The sequence below is a fragment of the Gelidibacter pelagius genome, from assembly GCF_017581925.1.
In the GTDB taxonomy this organism is placed as follows: domain Bacteria; phylum Bacteroidota; class Bacteroidia; order Flavobacteriales; family Flavobacteriaceae; genus Gelidibacter; species Gelidibacter pelagius.
Genome location: NZ_JAGEVG010000013.1, coordinates 88532 through 106022 on the forward strand (window position 1 = coordinate 88532; position 17491 = coordinate 106022).

Sequence of the window (17491 nt, forward strand, 5' to 3'; positions counted from 1 at the left end):
TATTCATTTATAATTATACAATCATAAAGATCTAAGCTTAATAGCGGATAGACTATCACATATGAATTAATCTTTAATCTAATTGATTTAAAATATGAGATGTAAACGGCAAGGCCATTTTCTACTTTTTATTTATATAAAATAACCAATACTAAAATTGAACACTATTTATCAGAGTGTTCTGGAAATTTCAGTCATTTTAATCTGAGTTTAAAAAACGACTCGGATAGTGTTAATGTTTTATTTTATAAGAGTCATTCTATTGTTTATTCATTTCTAACTTTAGTAAATAATTTATAATTCTTTTAGTATGAGCACAGATAGAGATAAAGAAAAGCAGAATCGAGATTTTGATGAAGAGCGACAAAATCAAGGTCAAAAACAAGATGGGCAAGGATCGGATCAAGACAAAAATCAAAAGATTTCAGGAAATCCAGAACGTCTTAAGGATAGTGATCACCGTATGGATCGACGTACAAATGAAGTTCAAGGGGAAGTTGATTATGGAGAAAATCGACACCAACCAAATGAGGAAGCAGACCGTCAGGTTGAGAGCCGCTGGAAGGATATTGAAAGTGATTATAGAAAACGCTATCCCAAAATCACCGATGAGGATGTCAATTATAAGTCAGATGACTTTAATGGTATGACCAGACGTATTGCAAACCGTACCAATAGAACTCCTGAGGAAGTACATAAAGAGATTGAAAATTGGTAGAATAATTCAAGTATTTATTCTAAGGTTATTGCTGGTCAACTAATACTAATTCCACATAAATTGGAAAATGGTCAGAACCTATTTTTGATAGACGTTCCAGTTTTTTTAATTGAAATTCTTTAGTTACAAGTACGTGGTCCAGTGGCCACCTCATAAGAAAATTATTTGCATTAAAACTATTATAAAAACCTCTGCCAACCCTAAGGTCATAAAGACTGTTTTTTGTTCCTGTTAATTCATCAACATACGACCAAACAACGTCATTCAGATCTCCAGCTACAAGGGTTGGGAATTCTTTGTCCACAATTTTCTTTCCTAACTTTTTTAGAGCATTTTCTTGCTGGCCAGCATTGTCCGGTAAGTCTTGAAAGCGTGTCGGAGGAACAGGATGGATGGCATGAAAACTAAAGGTTTTGCCGTCTTCAAAAGTAATGATGCTTTCAAAAGAAGGCACTTTGTCATTCGTTAAATAATCGACTTCTATTTTTCTTAACGGAAACTTGCTATATAAAACCATCCCATAAGTGACTTCGTTAATGGTTTGATGGGAAAAAGGATAATCTTTTGTGAGAATTGCAAGTTCATCATTCCACCAGGAATCCACCTCCATTGCCAAAACCAGATCAGGCTTTTTTAATGCAATTAATTCGATGAGTTGCGGTGCTTTTCGATTGGACATTTTAACATTGGTCAATAAAAGACTGAATTGGTTATCCCTGCTTTTCAAATGTTGTGCTGTTGGAACTTCGACAGGAACAAGTGTGGTATAATTGATTAGAAAATAACTATGAATAGTAATTCCTATTAACAATCCGACAATTAAGAGATTATTGAACAATTTCCATTTTCGTTTTATAATTATGAGCAATATTAGGACGATAAGAGACAAAATAAATAATTGAATTCTTGGAAAATCAAGCATTTTTAAATATCGATTTTCCGAATTTCTGAAAAGAGAAAGAATGGACGCTATGGAAAGAATAACTGCAACCAGTTGAAGAATTATGGATAAGATTTTCTTTATTTTTTCCATTAGCTTTGCATCATACAATTTATGATAATGACGCCAATTTTTATTGCCATATGTTATTTATTTCCAATTTCTAGTCAGCCGTAAAAGCATAAGGTTTTGATTGACTACCATTTAATTACGGTTAGATTGTAAAAAATACAACTTATATAAAGAACTTTAGACTAATATTTTCAATTATTGTGGTTTATTTAATTGTTTTGGTGGTCATTCTGGTGTTTAAATTCATTTTTTACAAGAATATTTTAAGATTGTATAATAATTAACGAGAGCTCTTGAAACGCCATTGGTCATTTCGAATAATGGATTGGTTATGCGCCAAATATTCATTAAAAACAGAATAATTTCCCTGAATTTATCGTAAATTACATATCCAATTTTATGGTCATGAGAGTTCCTGTAATACGAAAAGAATTAAAATTTCTTCCAGATTCGAGCAGGGTTATCGCCCGATATTTTATGAATGGTGAAAGTGCAACAAAGGAAATGCTTGCACGAGTATTTAGTTTGAATGAAAGTGAAGTTTACACTGCTTTAATACAAACATTAAATCAATTTGCCGCCCGACATCGCAATATTACCAAGCTATTCAATAGGCATTGCGATAATATAAGAGGCATCATAGAGCAAATGCAAATCAATTTTGATGATATTTCCACTGAGCGAAAAATGCTTATTGGTTCTTATCTTACTCTGGAATACTCTTTAGAATCTACAGCCTTTTTCAATCCATCGATAATCCCCGATATAGATCAAACCTATTTGGAGGAAGGTGAAATGCGGGTTATTATTTCATTCAGGGCTACTGGTGAAGGACATATCTCATCCATTGTATTCCGAAGAGCGATTCTTGACAGGAATAATGACATGCACTTGATGAAAATTGGAAATTCGATGGATACAGCGGAGGTCTCCCATAAAAAATTGTACCACAAAGGACGGTTTGTGAAAAAAATGAAGGAGATGGAAATTCCCGATAAATATTCAAAGGTCATTGTAGGAAATCTGCCTGACCATTTTGAATATTTCACTTTAAAAAATTCAGTAAACAATATCTTAAAGGATTTAGATATTAGTATTGATAAAAGAATAGCTCTCGAAGAAATCACATGGCTTGTAGATTCTTACTATGATATACAATTTGAGCGTGATTCCGATCTCAGTGAACGTGTCATTTATCCAATTTCAGAATCGGAAAGCGGTGGGATAGAAGACGCACGTTTTGTTCGTTTCACTGATGATGATGGAAGCGTGACGTATTTTGCGACCTATACAGCCTATAATGGCCACACGATATTGCCTAAGTTTCTTTCTACTGAAGACTTCTATAAATTCCGGATCATGCCTTTCCATGGAAAAGGAGCTATGGGTAAAAATCTGGCACTTTTCCCTAAAAGGATAAAGGGTAAATATGCCATGCTTTCCCGGTTGGACGGCATTAATAATTATGTCATGTTTTCGGATAGAAATACACTTTGGACGGATCCTATTCTCCTTCAAAAACCAAGATATCCCTGGGAGTTTTCTAAGATTGGAAATTGCGGATCTCCGATTTGGACCGAAGAAGGTTGGTTAATTATCACCCATGGGGTAGGACCAATGCGTCGGTATTGTATTGGGGCATCTTTATTCGATTTGGATGATCCGACCAAAGAAATTGGCCGGCTCAAAGAACCGTTGCTTATGCCATTGGAAGCCGAAAGAGAAGGCTATGTGCCAAATGTAGTGTATTCCTGTGGATCAGTTATTCACAATAATAACTTGATTTTGCCTTATGCGGTTTCTGATTATTCTACGACCTATGCCGTAGTGGAAATGGCGGCTCTATTTGCTGCTTTGAAAAAATAAGCGATTATTTTAAGATAATTTATAAGGCGTTGGAGCTTTTTAATTCCTGACCGTGATAGGATTCCTCGTAGGCTTTAAGGACCGTAAGATGGGAAATAAGATAGGCCAATGAACTTTCGGCGCCCTGATTACGGTTGACCCCATAATCTTCAAAACCATCACAACAGCCTTTAGTCTCAAAATCATAAAGGCTCATACGCAAGTCATTTTCGCCTAAAAACCACATGAAAGAGGTGAAAAGTTTCTCTAAATACCCTCTTTCACCCGTTAAGACAAAGGCCTGGTGATACATGAGCACCATGGCCATAGCATCAATAGGTTGTTGGGCATAGATGGAACGTTCTTTGTCTTTTACAAACCACTGTCTGTTCCCAATTACCGAGAGGTAACCATCTTTGAGTGTGTGCGAGGTAAGGAAACGCATGGCTTCAAACGCAATATCCTTAATTTTTTTGTTTTCTAATACCTTCGACGCATGGAGCAATGAAAGAGGCAAAATTCCGTTATCATAAGCCAAGAGAGACTCAAACCAGTTCCAATTTTCCGATTGATTTTGTTCAAAATGCACGACAAGAGCGTCCGTCATTCGCAGAAGACACATTTTCATCTCATCATCAGACGGATTTGTTTTAAGATAATAACAAATGCCAATAATTGTATTTGCGTTGCCTCGGATGGATTTGAGCTTTTCAAAATTGGGTGACGCATTGAAGAAAACCAATTGTGCAGTTTGATAATACGCGTCGTTTGGAGCGTGGCGCATGAGATAACCCAATACCCATATGGTTCTTCCAAAGGAATCTTCAGAACCTACGTCATCCAAGAAGTTCCGATTGAAACTCAAGAAATTACGAAAGGTGCCGTCGGTGTTTTGCATATAGTGGATATAACTCATATACACAGGCATTAACTCTAATGCCAAGGCGCTTTTTTTCTGCTTATACGCCATGCAAACCATAAGAAGGGCGCGTGAATTATCGTCAAGGCAGTAGCCTTCTTTCAGATTTGGAATTCCGAATTTTGCATGTTGAATGATCCCCGTGTCGTCCGTTAATCTTTTAATATGTACCAGAGAAAATGGAGGCAGAAGTAAGAGATCAATATCAGTTTCTTTTTTTGGTTGTCGTTTTGCTGGCTCTGATGCTAAATGTTCTGCAAGCTCCAAGTAGCGTTCACCAATTTTGGGCCATATAATGTCCTGACCGTATGCCACAGCTTTTTTCTGAATTGTTTTTAACTCTTCGGGAGTTTCTAACAGTTCATTCAAAACCTTTGCCAATCCATTTTCATCTTTAAAATCAAATAAGCGTCCTCTATTCTGTTTAAGTAGTTCGGCGGCATGCCAATATGGGGTAGATACCACAGCACAGCCAGAACCCATGGCGTAGGTCAAGGTGCCACTGGTTATTTGAGCTTCGTTGATATAAGGAGTAATATAAATATCGCAAGCTGCCAGATATTTGAACAGCTCTTTTTCTTCAACAAACTCGTTGAGCAGATTGACATGGTCGCCAAGTTTTAGTGTTTTGATGAGTAATTGCAGATAGCTACGGTACTCTTCACCCGCACTTCGAAGCACGTTCGGATGTGTTTTTCCCAAAACGATATAATAAACTTCAGGGTGTTTTTCAATGATTTGAGGCAATGCTTTTATAACGGTTTCAATGCCTTTGTTCCGACCAACGAAACCAAAGGTCAACAGCAGTTTTTTATTGGTCAATTTTAATTCGGCCCGCGACGTTTCTTTGTCAAATTTAATATCGGGAACGCCATGCTCTATTCTGACGATTTTTTCTGAAGGCACATCGTAAATATCTTTAAGAAATTGAATTGCCTTATGGCTCATAACGACCAATTTGTCGGACATTTTGCAGATTTGCTGTAAAATGGCCTTTTCTGTATAGGAGGGGTTTTTAAGTATGGTATGCAAGGTTGAAAATAATGGTATATGCAACCGATGCAAAAGAGGTAAAATATAGACGCCGCTCTGGCCACCATAAATACCAAATTCATGTTCAAGAATACATACATCTGCACCACTTCGATTAATAAAATCGGCAGCCGCTAAATAATCGGTTTGATGCTCCTGATGGATCGTCAGTTTTACCTCAGGAGGAAACGCATAGGTTTCATGGTTATCGTTCATGGCTATAATGATGATTTCATTTTCGTCATCACCATTGTTTTTTATGGCGTGCGCAAGGCTGTGCGTAAATGTACCTATTCCGCATTGTCGTGGTGGATATGTCGCTACAAAAGCAATTTTCATTTTTAAAGGGTTTTAAACTGTTTTCTATGATTCATTGTTACGGTGGTTAGTTAAAATTAAGAACGTGTTTCAAAAAGTTAAAATGTTGGTAGCCGTTTATAACAGATTTGGTTGCCGTTGGGAATTTAACCGTATCGTATCAAAAAAAGGCGTACTTCGTTCTTGCACACAGGCTGCCGCATATAGATAATTTGAGGCACTCCAGGTTTGCCAATCCTGGCCCATTGGCTCACCGGTTTGGGCTTTGTACCATTCGTTAAAACCGAATTCCAGCGATTTATTTCTACCTTTCTTGATGAGCTTGGTCAATGCTAAAAGTTTCTTTTCGGCCAGATCAAATTCTTTGGCAGCAACCAAGGCAGCAATATAAAACCCACTGATAAACGGCCATATCCCGCCATTATGATAATCCCCAGGTCTATTAAACTCGTCATATCTTTGTAGCCAGTCGGGATCTTCGGGTAGGATAAAAGGAAAAAAATTAGGAGTCAGATCCAATACTAAATTTTTCTTGCGATTCATGGCTTGGCACTCATTTTCTATCCATTTCACCATGGCTTGGGCTTTTTCCGTCGAAGCTAAACCGGATAAAATGGCGAGACTGTTTCCCAATAAATCAAACCGATCACTGCTATATACTTTATAAGACCATAATGCAAAATACGGTTGGTCATTAATGGCAAGTCCTTCATGTGGGCATTTATGCGATGTATCTGAAGCATAGGTCAATTGCCCAATAGCATCTCCAAGATTTTTGGCCGGTCCTTCCTTTTTCAAAAATTTAAGACCACTGTAGGTGAGGGTGTTTACAAAAAGTCCGTACCCAAGTACCCATTGTTCATCGCGCCAATCGCTGGTAGGTTGTTGCGCTATCAAATAATGATTGGTGGGGCACTGGTAGGCCATCCAGACAACTGCTTTTTCCACAGCAGCTTCCAAAAAATGAGGATCATCAAGTAGGGTTCTGAAAATACCAACCGCCATTAAAAAAAGAGGTGTGGTATCACTTGAACCTAAATTACGCTTATCGTGAACAAGCGAAGGAATTTGTCCATGTTCCGACTGATTGTTTGCTAAGGTCAGAAGTACATTTTTTACACTCTGCAAAAGTTGCTTATTTCCTGTAGTTGCAATCCCTAAAGCGGATATCAGAAGATCTCTGGTATAGGGTTCCGGATACCCCCATCCCGCCGTGCGCGGTAAATCGGCGACAGTGCCATGGGCGTTGTGCAAAAGCACGTCAGTGGCGGCCTTTTTTGCTGATTCGATTAATTTTTTGTCTTCGGGATTCATTTAAAACTCATTTAATTCCTAATCTATCTTGTAAAATTTGTAGAAACTTCTTGGTCACAACCTTGTAATCAAAATGTTCGACTGCACATTCTCGTCCGGCGGCGCCCATTTTTATCCGGAGTTTTTCATCTTCCATCAACTTGAGCAAATACTTGGCAATATCTTGTGTATTGGCACGATAATCTACGGTTCTCGGAATGTTAAAATGTATGGTTCGATTGTTTTCGAAACCTGATTCTTCGCCTAAAACAACATCATTGACCACGATTTGTTTAGCCACGCTCGCTAAAAAGGCTGTCTTTTTGTGGATCAATGTGTCCAACATGCCCATGGCATTGATTCCAATGACGGGTTTACCGCATGCACCGGCTTCAACCTGTGGCATTCCAAAGCCTTCCAGTCGTGATGGTGCGGCATAAATATCGCAGGCTCCAATCAGATAGGGCATAAAATTTCTGGAAACCGTATTTGTAGCGTAAGTAACATTCTTTTCGAGACCAAGTGATTCTGCCATTTTCAGGTCGAGCATATTTTGGACTATGGTTCGGGGTTGTGGCCATACTTTACAAACGTATTTCCAATCAGGGGCTTTAGTATCTATAATTGCGAGGGCCTGCATGACTTCTTGTGCGCCTTTAGATGCGGCATCGCCGCCCACAGTCAAAATCATGACTTGATCTGGCGCAATGCCCAATGCTTCGCGTACCGCTACAATCTTAGGATTATCCTTGTCTAAAGGTTTAAAAGACTCAGTATCAATTCCGACGGGAAGAACTTCAATATTATCAGGATGGATGCCGTCGCGAACGTACATTTCTTTTACCCAGTTGGAGGTGACCAAAATTAGCGGCAATTCGTTTAAAACTTCTTGATAATTGGCAATATATCCATCTGCTACCAGCCAAGGCACCGCCAGAATTCCATAACGCTGCGGATGGAGTACAAGGTGCGGCGTGTGACCCCAATAGCCAACGCCAACGACGACATCGGGTTCAAACCACCGGTAATACCATTCCTTTTCTTGTGCCGATTCAAAATGAACAGCATGAACATCAACGCCCAGTTCAAGCAAGCCTCTGTAAAGCATGTCACCCTGTGTGGCAAGACCGCCAGGCGAAGGCGGATAGTCGTAAAGCACCAGCACTTTCATAAGTTATGATTTATTGAATTTTCTTTAGTTTGATTTAGATCTAACCATTTTAACACCTCTTCTGGGTTTTTGAATTGCCAAAAGGCCTCTTTTTCGGGAGTGGTTTTGGCTTCAAATCCCGATTTATGAAATCCGTAGCTCTCCGTGATCATCTGGTATTTTTTTAACCATATAAGGAGTGGCAGTTTTTTGCAAAAATCAGCACTTTCGATGGCACGTGGATAATAGGCTTTGTTTCCGTCTTCGTAAGCAAAAAGCCAAAGTTGATTTGTGGTTATTTTTTGTTCATGCCACAGGTTGATGACTGCTCTGCCAACTTCCTCATGTCGTAAATGTTTCGTGTATTCTCCAAAAGGACTATGGGTAATAATAAGGTCATAATTTTTTTGTGGCAGTAGATCTAAAATTGCCTCTTCTACTATTTGTGATGCTAATGGAAGTTGTTCGGGACCATCATCCAAATCGCCCATCACACCATCTGCACCATAATTATCAAGTATTTTTTTGAATTTAGGAGCTCTGTCTGGATCATTTTTTCTGCATAAACTTGCCACAAACCAATGGTCGTTTGGATGCATTAATATCTCACCACCACACCACAGCGTTTCATCATCGGGATGCGCTACAATTACCGCCTTATTTTTATTGGGTTCCATACGTTTCAATTTTCTGGATCAGGTTATTCATAACCACTTTTGATAATGGTCGATATCATCTTGAAACGTTCATTGGCTTTAATGGTGTTTTTGGAATGTGCCGGAATAATAATAGACTCACCCGAAATAAGACTAAATAAGTTGTCATCAATCTGAACTTCGGCTTGACCTTCTATGATTTGAATAAAGTGATCAAACCGCGATAGCTTTTCGGTGATTTGTTCTCCACGGTCAATAAATACGGCACTCACATTGCCGGTTGGTCTTTTTAGAATGGTTTTCATAACTATTCCGTTTGGAACATAGTGATCCAAGTCTACAACAGTGAAAATTTTCGATTTCTCAAAATCAGCAGTATCCATCTTAGGTGAATTGAATGATAAATGTTTGAATTAGTGATGGTTCTCTATCCTGAAAACAGCCAATTAAAATTCGTTAATTTTTACAGATGAGGTGTTATATCGGACTATGGAAGAGTTGTAAGATTCCCACATTTATAAGGAAGGATATCGAAATAAGTATTTAAGTGAAAGACAGACTTTAAGATGTTTTTGTGTGATGGAATTAAGAAAACAATGAACATTACTGTTCTATCAATTAAAGATCCTCTAAGTTTTTGAGTTTTTTATTCTTAAGCGATTTAAAATAGGAGGGCGCAAGACCTGTAACTTTTTTAAACTGATTGGAGAGATGTGCTACACTGCTATAATGCAATTGATAAGATATTTCGGTCAAATTCAAGTCTTCATAGAGCAATAATTCTTTGACCCGTTCAATTTTGTGATTGATGATATACTGTTGGATGGTGATTCCCTTAACTTCAGAAAACGTATTGGCCAAATAGGTGTAATCATAGCCTAATTTTTCACTGATATAATCAGAGTAATTCACCTTTGGCATATCCTTCGAATAATGGATCATTTCGATAATTATTGCCTTGATTTTTTCAATCAGAATATTTCGTTTATCGTCAAGAAGTTCAAGTCCATATCTTTTCAGGTTTTTCGCGAGTTCATTTCTCTTGGAATTGGTAAGGTTCTCCTTGATTTCAATGGTTCCAAGATCTACTCTTAAACAATGCATTCCAATTTTTTCGAGTTCTTGTTGGACGACCATTTTGCAACGTAAACTCACCATGTATTTGACGTATAAGAACATGAATGTCTTTCTTTTATATAATTGTTTCCTTGTTAATCAATGAGCCAATCAATGGGATTGAAAATTTTAGTTTTAGTCAATAAAGTTCAAAACTGTTCAATTAAGACTCTAATAACAAGTGACTTAAGGGTTAAATCTAAAGCAAAATCAGTATTTATTACAATAAAATTACAAAATTAATATACAACTTAATGGCTTTATCGGATTAAGTGTTAACACTGTTCCCACACAATTGACATGACCAGCAACACTTCAAATAGTCTTGACTATTGAACTTATTGAATCTGTGAAATATGTAATGATTCATAACATTTATGTAGCATAAAAGTGATGATTCAGTCGCATCTTTATACTACCGATAGCGACATCCAAAACCTAACTACGAAGTCCGTTGGATTTTAATGTTCAAATAGTTCCCTGATTCTACCAATCCGCTGGTCTCTCGAATAAATGATGAAGAAACATACTTGAAACCTTTCGGTACACTAATTTTTAAAATATCATATTATGAACGATAAACTCTATCCATTAAAATTTGAACCAATCTACCAATACCGATTATGGGGTGGGAGACGATTGGCCCATTTACTGTCAAAGCCACTTCCTAAAGATGAACCTGTGGGTGAAGCGTGCCTATTAAGTGATCGAAAAGATCATGCGAGCAAAGTTGTAGATGGACCGTTAAAAGGAAAAACCATTACGGAATTGATGCAAAAATGCCCTGTAGAACTAATGGGCGAAAATAATGCTCATTTCAAGCGTTTTCCACTCTTGTTGAAATTTCTGGATTGTCATGAAGTCTTGTCGGTGCAGGTGCATCCTTCCGATGACCAAACGGCCTATATTCCTGAGGGCGATACCGGAAAAACGGAAGCTTGGGTCGTTTTGGAAACAGCAGACGATAGCATTATTTACTCAGGTTTGAAAAAAGGAACCACCAAAGAAGATCTGTTGCAATCTATTGAAACGAACTCAGTTTCTGAGAAACTGCACAGATTCATCCCTAAAATTGATGATGCCGTTTTTATTCATTCGGGAACTGTACACACCTTGGGTGGTGCCGTAGTTTTTGAAGTACAGGAAAACAGCGATGTGACATTCCGACTTTACGATTGGGATAGAAAAGATCCCAAAACAGGAAAACCACGGGAACTTCAGGTAGAGAAAGCGATGGCTTGTATTGATTATAACCAGGTAGAAATTGGTCCAATTATTCCTGTGAAAAGCACAGAGGTTAAAAACGCAGAGCTGCTTTTTGACAATGAACACTTTAAATTATGGCGCATTGAGAGTGATACACAAGTTGATGTTGGTTTTAAAGATGAGCCCGTTATTTTGGTCTGTATCAACGGCAAAGGAACAATGCGCTATGAAAATAAAGACTATTCAATTTCAAAAGGAGAAGTGATGTTGTTGCCAGCTATTGTGGGGCAACTTGAGCTTCATCCCAATTCGGAGATCACGGTACTACAAATAGCCATTCCCCAAAAGAACGATAAGTCATGAAAAACTTAATTATTTTTGATTTGGACGGTACATTGGCCAAAAGCAAATCGCCAATAGACCAAGAAATGTCCGAACTTCTTAAGAGTTTGCTCCATGTTGCCCACGTAGCAATTATCTCTGGCGGCGACTGGCCGCAATTTGAGAAACAGGTATTGGACCATCTTCCCAAAAACACCTTGCTGAAGAAGTTGGCCATTTTACCTACTTGCGGCACCAAGTTTTACCAATACAAAGAGGATTGGAAAAAACTCTATGCTGAAAACTTCACTGATCAGGAAAGAAAGCACATCTTGGACAGCTTACATACAGCGCTCGAAGCCTCCGATTTAGACATAAATAAAACCTGGGGAGCACAAATCGAAGATCGCGGCAGTCAAATTACTTTTTCAGCACTCGGTCAACAAGCCCCGCTCGAAGAAAAGAAAGGCTGGGATCCTGATTTTAAAAAACGTAAAAAGGTAGTTAATCTTCTTAAAAAACCTTTAAAAGGATTTTCCATTGGCATGGGAGGAACGACTTCCATAGATATTGTAAAACCCGGAATTGATAAGGCTTATGGAATACATAAACTCGAGGAAATATTGGGTTTTGGAATTCCTGAAATGCTATTTATTGGAGATGCTCTATTTGAGGGAGGCAATGATTATCCAGCACGAAAAACCGGTGTGGATTGCATCCAAGTGAGAGATGCTGAAGAAACCAAAAGCATCATCCAGACCATTATCATGTGCACAAAAGATCCAAAAAAAAAAGTAAATAGTTATGATGCCATTTAAATTACACCGAATTTGTACGCTAATGGAACCCGAGAAGGGAAACGCACTTGAAGTAGAAGGTGTGCTTAATCCCGCCGTAACCCGTGGACCGGATGGCGAACTTTATATCTTTCCGCGTTTGGTGGCCAAGAATAACTATTCGAGAATTGGGATTGCCAAAGTGAATTTTAATGATGATGGAGATCCGGTAGGTGTAGAGCGTCTGGGTATTGCATTAGAGCCCGAAATGGATTATGAAAAGCGTCCGAATGGCGGTGGCGGCTGTGAAGACCCAAGAATTGCCTATGTAGAATGCGTTGAACATTATATCATGACCTATACGGCGTATGGACCAAAAGGACCGCGTATTGCCATGGCCAGATCAAAAGATCTTTTTACATGGGAACGTTTGGGACTCGTATGTTTTACGCCTTATGAGGATGTTGATTTTAACGGCATTGATAATAAGGATGCGAGCTTTTTTTCAACTGATCTCCCGAGTCCGCATCAGCACATGTCTTTGGCCATGTTGAATCGCCCCCTTTTTCCTAATACGCGACCAGAGGAAATTGTACAAAACGATGATATCCACAAAAGTGATCAACCCCGAGAAAGTATTTGGATTTCCTATTTCAACCTGAAAAAAGGAAAGGATACTTCATTGGAAAATGCAAGATTCACCTCGCATCATTGTTTGGCGCATCCCGAATACCCTTGGGAAAATCTAAAAATAGGCGCTGGTGCTCCGCCCATTTTGACAAAACATGGGTGGTTACTTGTATATCATGGAGTCCAAAAACATGAAGATTGCACTAAAGATCAGCCCGCATTTTATTACTCTGCGGGTGCCATGATTCTCTCTGAAAATAAACCTCAAAAAATACGCTACCGATCACCAGAACCGATTTTGATTCCCGATCTGCCTGACGAAAGAATTGGAACTGTTGGCAATGTGGTATTTCCGACCGGAACCGATTGTCGAGATGATATTGGCCAACCCAATCGCATTGATGTGTACTACGGAATGGCCGATAATAGAATAGGCGTCGCCAAAATGTTTATTCCAGATGATTTACCGACAACAAGGAAATAATAAAACTAAAATTGACTTCATCTATTTTCGCCAATGCTTATAGGCATTGATCAATCCATTGGTGGACCCATCATGTGATTCGATGTTTTTATCATTGTTCAATTCTGGCAATACTTTTTTAGCCAATTGTTTCCCAAGTTCCACACCCCATTGATCAAAGCTGAAAATATTCCAGATGACGCCCTGTACAAATATTTTATGTTCATAAAGTGTGATGAGCGCACCTAAAGAAAACGGTGTGATCTCTTTGAGTAAGAAGGAATTGGTAGGTTTATTTCCCTTAAAAACTTTGAAGGGAATCAGTTTTTTCTTTTGAGCCTCATCCATGTTGTCGTCTTTCAGTTCAGCGGCTACTGTTTCGTCATTTTTCCCATTCATTAGCGCTTCGGTCTGAGCGAAAAAATTAGAAACCAATATAGGATGGTGTTTTCCAATTGGATTGTGGCTAATGGCAGGCGCAATAAAATCACAAGGAATGATATGCGTGCCCTGATGAATCAATTGGTAAAAGGCGTGCTGGCCATTGGTTCCTGGTTCGCCCCAAACCACAGGGCCAGTGCTATAGGTGACATCGTTTCCGTTTCGGTCCGTATGCTTGCCATTACTTTCCATATTCCCCTGTTGGAAATAGGCTGGAAAACGGTGCATGTATTGATCGTAAGGCAAAATGGCTTCCGTTTCAGAGCCAAAGAAATTGGTGTACCATATTCCAATAAGTGCCATGATCACGGGAATATTTTCTTTAAAATCAGCCGTTCTAAAATGATGATCGGTGGATTCGGCTCCTTTGAGCAATTTTTCAAAATTGTCATAACCGATGGTGAGCGCAATCGAAAGTCCGATACTGCTCCAAAGACTGTAACGTCCGCCTACCCAATCCCAAAACACGAACATGTTTTCGGGAGCAATTCCAAAAGCTTTGACGCCTTTTTCATTTGTAGACAATGCCACAAAATGCTTGGCCACTAATTTTTCATCCTTGGCAGATTTCAAAAACCAATCCCGCGCCGTGTGCGCGTTGGTCATGGTTTCTTGGGTCGTAAATGTTTTAGAAGCTATGGTGAAAAGCGTTTCTTCGGGATTCAAATCTTTCAGCGTTTCCACAATTTGAGTGCCATCAACATTTGAAACGAAATGCGCTTTGATGCCTGCTATCCAATAAGGTTTCAGTGCCTCTGTGACCATAACCGGACCCAGATCACTTCCTCCAATGCCAATGTTGACAATGTTCTTGATTTTTTTACCGCTATAACCTTTCCATTCGCCACTGTGGATTTTCTTGCAAAACGCTTTCATTTTCTCCCGGGTCTCTCTAATTTCTGGCATAATGTCTTCGCCATCAATCGTCATCGGTTGGTCCGAAAAGCTTCTTAACGCGGTGTGCATGACCGCCCGATCTTCAGTTTGGTTGATTTTTTCGCCGGCAAACATGGCTTCCCGTGCTTCTTTTACCTTGCAATCTTCTGTTAATTGTAATAGCTTTTCAAGCGTTTTTTCGCTGATGATGTTCTTGGAATAGTCAAAAAGAATGTCGCCAAAATAGAGGGACATTTTTTCAAATCGTTTTGGATTTTGTTTGAAAAGGTCTTTCATTTGGACCTTATTCATTTCTTTTTGGTGTGCAACCAATGCTTTCCAAGCGGTAGTTTTGGTGGGATTTATTTTTGGAAACATAATCTGATGTTTTAAATAAGTACTGATTCGTTTTATAGCTCAGACCTAACAGGTTTCCAAAACCTGTTAGGTCTGTTTACAACCGTGAAGCTGCTTCCGTATCCAAATACCAAACGACTTTATTGTCATCTGAATTGATCAAACGCGCTGGAAACTGACTTGCCGAACCCTTTTTATCTTCCAGAATCTGAAATACAGCCTCTGATTTATCTTTTCCAAAAACCAAAAAGGCAATATGTTTTGCTTGATTGATAAGCGGTGCGGTCATCGTAATCCGATACATATTGACTTCTTTTACAAAAACCGATTTAATAGTGGCCTCGGTTGCGTCCAATACATCCGTGTGTGGAAATAGTGATGCGGTGTGCGCATTATCGCCAATTCCTAAAAGCAGAAAATCGAATTCTACGGGTGGTTTTTGAAAATGTGCCGCTATGGATTCTGCATACTTTTTAGCGGCCTGTTCAGGGGATCCTGTAGTATCCACTTTGAAAATATGGGATTTCGGAATTTTTAAAGGGTCAAACAGAGCCTTTTTTGCCATGAGCGAATTTCTTTGGGAATCCCCTTGTGGAACAAAGCGTTCATCACCAAAGAAAAAATAGGTTTTCTCCCAATCGATTTGCTTTTTAAAGGGGTCTGAGGCTAATAACTTATACAGTTTTCGAGGCGAACTTCCTCCTGACAACACAAAGTTAAATTGTCCACGGGCAGAAATAGCTTCGATAGCAGCATCGCAAACGGCCTGTGCTAAGGCCTTTATTAAATCATTATCGTTGTCGTAAATTTTGATATTCATAATTAGTCTTTTTTATTTTTCTCTGGAAGGTTAAACCAATGGTAGCCATCTTTTGCAATCAGGGCTTCGGCATTTTCGGGCCCCCATGAATCTGCGGAATAGTTAGGGAAACTCGAATCGGTGTTCTTCTCCCAATAATTGAGGATGGGCATAATGAGTTCCCAAGCAGCTTCTACTTGATCGGCACGCATAAACAGGGTTTGATCCCCAGTAATGGCATCGAGTAGGAGAGTCTCATAAGCTTCTGGCGAATCAGATGTCTTACTTCCAGAATAATCAAAAGCAATATCCACCGTATTTAAAGTCATTTCAAGACCTGGTTTTTTGTTTTGCAACTGGAAACGAATGGACATATCGGGTTGGATACTGATGACCAAACGGTTTTGTTTGGGTACCCCAGAGGTTTCAGAAACAAAGATATTATGTGGGATTTCCTTAAATTGGATGGTAATGATGGATGATTTTTTAAAGAGACGTTTGCCTGTTCGCAAATAAAAAGGAACGCCTTGCCAGCGCCAGTTATCGACATAAAGTTTTAGAGCGGCATAGGTATCGGTATTGGATTTTGGATCTACATTTTTCTCCTGTCGATAACCCAGTACCTCTTTTCCTTCTATCCATCCCGAACTGTATTGTCCGCGGGCTGAGATAGATTCAATTTTTCCTGGTTCAATTTTTCGCATTGCCTTAAGCACATCCACTTTTCGATCGCGCACTTCATCGGCATCAAAATTTATAGGTGGTTCCATGGCTATAATACAAAGCAATTGCATCAGGTGGTTTTGGATCATATCCCGCAACACACCGGCACGGTCAAAATAATTACCGCGACTGCCCACGCCGAGCTGTTCTGTGACCGAAATTTGAACGTGTTCCACATGATTTCGATTCCAAAGGGGTTCCATAATGGAATTTGCAAAACGAAAGGCCATGATATTTTGGACGACTTCCTTGCCCAAATAATGATCGATACGGTAAATCTGAGTCTCATCAAAAATACCGAGCAATCTTTTGTTCAGATCTTTCGCCGATTCAAGATTGTTTCCAAAGGGTTTTTCTATGATAATACGCGTTGTTTCAGGATCATTTTCGAGTTTGCTTTTGGCAATATTCTCAGCAATAGTACAGAAAAAATGAGGTGCCACTGCACAGTAGTAAATTATGGAAGGTGTCTGTTCCCATTCTTTTTTATATTTTTCAATAATGGTTCCGAATGGTTTGAAGGTTGAATGATCGTTGAGATCGGCAGTCAAAAAACTAATATGCGTTGAAAATTTATCCCAATCTTCTTTATTGGCTTTGCCGTTTCGTGAAAATTGATTCACGGCCGATAAGAGTTCGCTTTTATAGGAGTCGTCGCTCAATTTGGTTGACGAACTACCTACGATCGCAAAATTTTCGGGCAACCAACCATCAAGAAAAAGATTGTATAATGCGGGCATTATTTTCCGTTTGGTCAGGTCTCCCGTACCACCAAAAATGATGAAAATTGTAGAATCTGCCTTCTTATTTGCTGTCTTTGCCATGTTTTTTAATTTAAGA

At 39.0% G+C, this 17491-nt stretch carries 15 protein-coding genes; 5 read left to right on the forward strand and 10 right to left on the reverse strand.

Annotated features, from left to right (window positions below):
- Window positions 1–310: 310 nt before the first annotated feature.
- Window positions 311–718 carry a hypothetical protein gene (locus J4051_RS12040; protein ID WP_208234122.1) on the forward strand — a complete coding sequence of 136 codons (408 nt, stop codon included), beginning with the start codon at window positions 311–313 and terminating at the stop codon, window positions 716–718.
- Window positions 719–743: 25 nt separating this feature from the next.
- Here J4051_RS12040 and J4051_RS12045 read toward each other — a convergent pair whose 3' ends face one another.
- The gene (locus J4051_RS12045; RefSeq protein ID WP_208234123.1) at window positions 744–1751 is read right to left on the reverse strand and encodes an endonuclease/exonuclease/phosphatase family protein; all 1008 of its coding nucleotides are present in this window, start codon (window positions 1749–1751) and stop codon (window positions 744–746) included.
- A 384-nt stretch (window positions 1752–2135) separates the two neighbouring features.
- Here J4051_RS12045 and J4051_RS12050 point away from each other — a divergent pair, with 384 nt between their 5' ends.
- Complete coding sequence (locus tag J4051_RS12050; RefSeq protein ID WP_208234124.1) at window positions 2136–3596, forward strand: glycoside hydrolase family 130 protein; 1461 nt, start codon at window positions 2136–2138, stop codon at window positions 3594–3596.
- A 19-nt stretch (window positions 3597–3615) separates the two neighbouring features.
- Here J4051_RS12050 and J4051_RS12055 read toward each other — a convergent pair whose 3' ends face one another.
- The 6 genes from J4051_RS12055 to J4051_RS12080 all read right to left on the reverse strand — a co-directional run bounded on the left by J4051_RS12055 (window position 3616) and on the right by J4051_RS12080 (window position 10122).
- Window positions 3616–5865, reverse strand: coding sequence for a glycosyltransferase family 4 protein (locus J4051_RS12055; RefSeq protein ID WP_208234125.1), 2250 nt, complete (start codon window positions 5863–5865; stop codon window positions 3616–3618).
- 96 nt (window positions 5866–5961) lie between these two features.
- Window positions 5962–7158 carry a glycoside hydrolase 100 family protein gene (locus tag J4051_RS12060; RefSeq protein ID WP_208234126.1) on the reverse strand — a complete coding sequence of 399 codons (1197 nt, stop codon included), beginning with the start codon at window positions 7156–7158 and terminating at the stop codon, window positions 5962–5964.
- A 7-nt stretch (window positions 7159–7165) separates the two neighbouring features.
- Entirely contained in the window at window positions 7166–8308 is a 1143-nt protein-coding gene (locus J4051_RS12065; protein WP_208234127.1) for a glycosyltransferase family 4 protein, read from the reverse strand.
- Window positions 8305–8964, reverse strand: coding sequence for a PIG-L deacetylase family protein (locus tag J4051_RS12070; RefSeq protein ID WP_208234128.1), 660 nt, complete (start codon window positions 8962–8964; stop codon window positions 8305–8307). The genes J4051_RS12065 and J4051_RS12070 overlap by 4 nt, the downstream gene beginning before the upstream one ends.
- Window positions 8965–8987: 23 nt before the next feature.
- The gene (locus J4051_RS12075) at window positions 8988–9248 is read right to left on the reverse strand and encodes a cupin domain-containing protein (protein WP_236027407.1); all 261 of its coding nucleotides are present in this window, start codon (window positions 9246–9248) and stop codon (window positions 8988–8990) included.
- Window positions 9249–9561: 313 nt separating this feature from the next.
- A complete protein-coding gene (locus tag J4051_RS12080) occupies window positions 9562–10122 on the reverse strand; it encodes a helix-turn-helix domain-containing protein (RefSeq protein ID WP_208234129.1) in 561 nt (186 codons plus the stop codon).
- 507 nt (window positions 10123–10629) lie between these two features.
- Between J4051_RS12080 and J4051_RS12085 the strand changes: the two genes are divergently transcribed.
- The 3 genes from J4051_RS12085 to J4051_RS12095 are packed head-to-tail and all read left to right on the forward strand — an operon-like array spanning window position 10630 to window position 13476.
- A complete protein-coding gene (locus J4051_RS12085; RefSeq protein ID WP_208234130.1) occupies window positions 10630–11628 on the forward strand; it encodes a type I phosphomannose isomerase catalytic subunit in 999 nt (332 codons plus the stop codon).
- A complete protein-coding gene (locus J4051_RS12090; RefSeq protein ID WP_208234131.1) occupies window positions 11625–12404 on the forward strand; it encodes an HAD-IIB family hydrolase in 780 nt (259 codons plus the stop codon). The genes J4051_RS12085 and J4051_RS12090 overlap by 4 nt, the downstream gene beginning before the upstream one ends.
- 22 nt (window positions 12405–12426) lie before the next feature.
- Complete coding sequence (locus tag J4051_RS12095; protein ID WP_208234132.1) at window positions 12427–13476, forward strand: glycoside hydrolase family 130 protein; 1050 nt, start codon at window positions 12427–12429, stop codon at window positions 13474–13476.
- A 21-nt stretch (window positions 13477–13497) separates the two neighbouring features.
- On the opposite strand, the gene pgi is transcribed toward J4051_RS12095, so the two are convergent.
- The 3 genes from pgi to zwf all read right to left on the reverse strand — a co-directional run bounded on the left by pgi (window position 13498) and on the right by zwf (window position 17475).
- Window positions 13498–15150: a glucose-6-phosphate isomerase gene (pgi, locus tag J4051_RS12100; RefSeq protein ID WP_208234133.1), complete on the reverse strand. Its 1653-nt coding sequence runs from the start codon at window positions 15148–15150 to the stop codon at window positions 13498–13500.
- 76 nt (window positions 15151–15226) lie between these two features.
- Entirely contained in the window at window positions 15227–15949 is a 723-nt protein-coding gene (gene pgl, locus J4051_RS12105) for a 6-phosphogluconolactonase (protein ID WP_208234134.1), read from the reverse strand.
- Between the two features lie 2 nt (window positions 15950–15951).
- Window positions 15952–17475 carry a glucose-6-phosphate dehydrogenase gene (gene zwf / locus J4051_RS12110; RefSeq protein ID WP_208234135.1) on the reverse strand — a complete coding sequence of 508 codons (1524 nt, stop codon included), beginning with the start codon at window positions 17473–17475 and terminating at the stop codon, window positions 15952–15954.
- Window positions 17476–17491 lie beyond the last annotated feature (16 nt).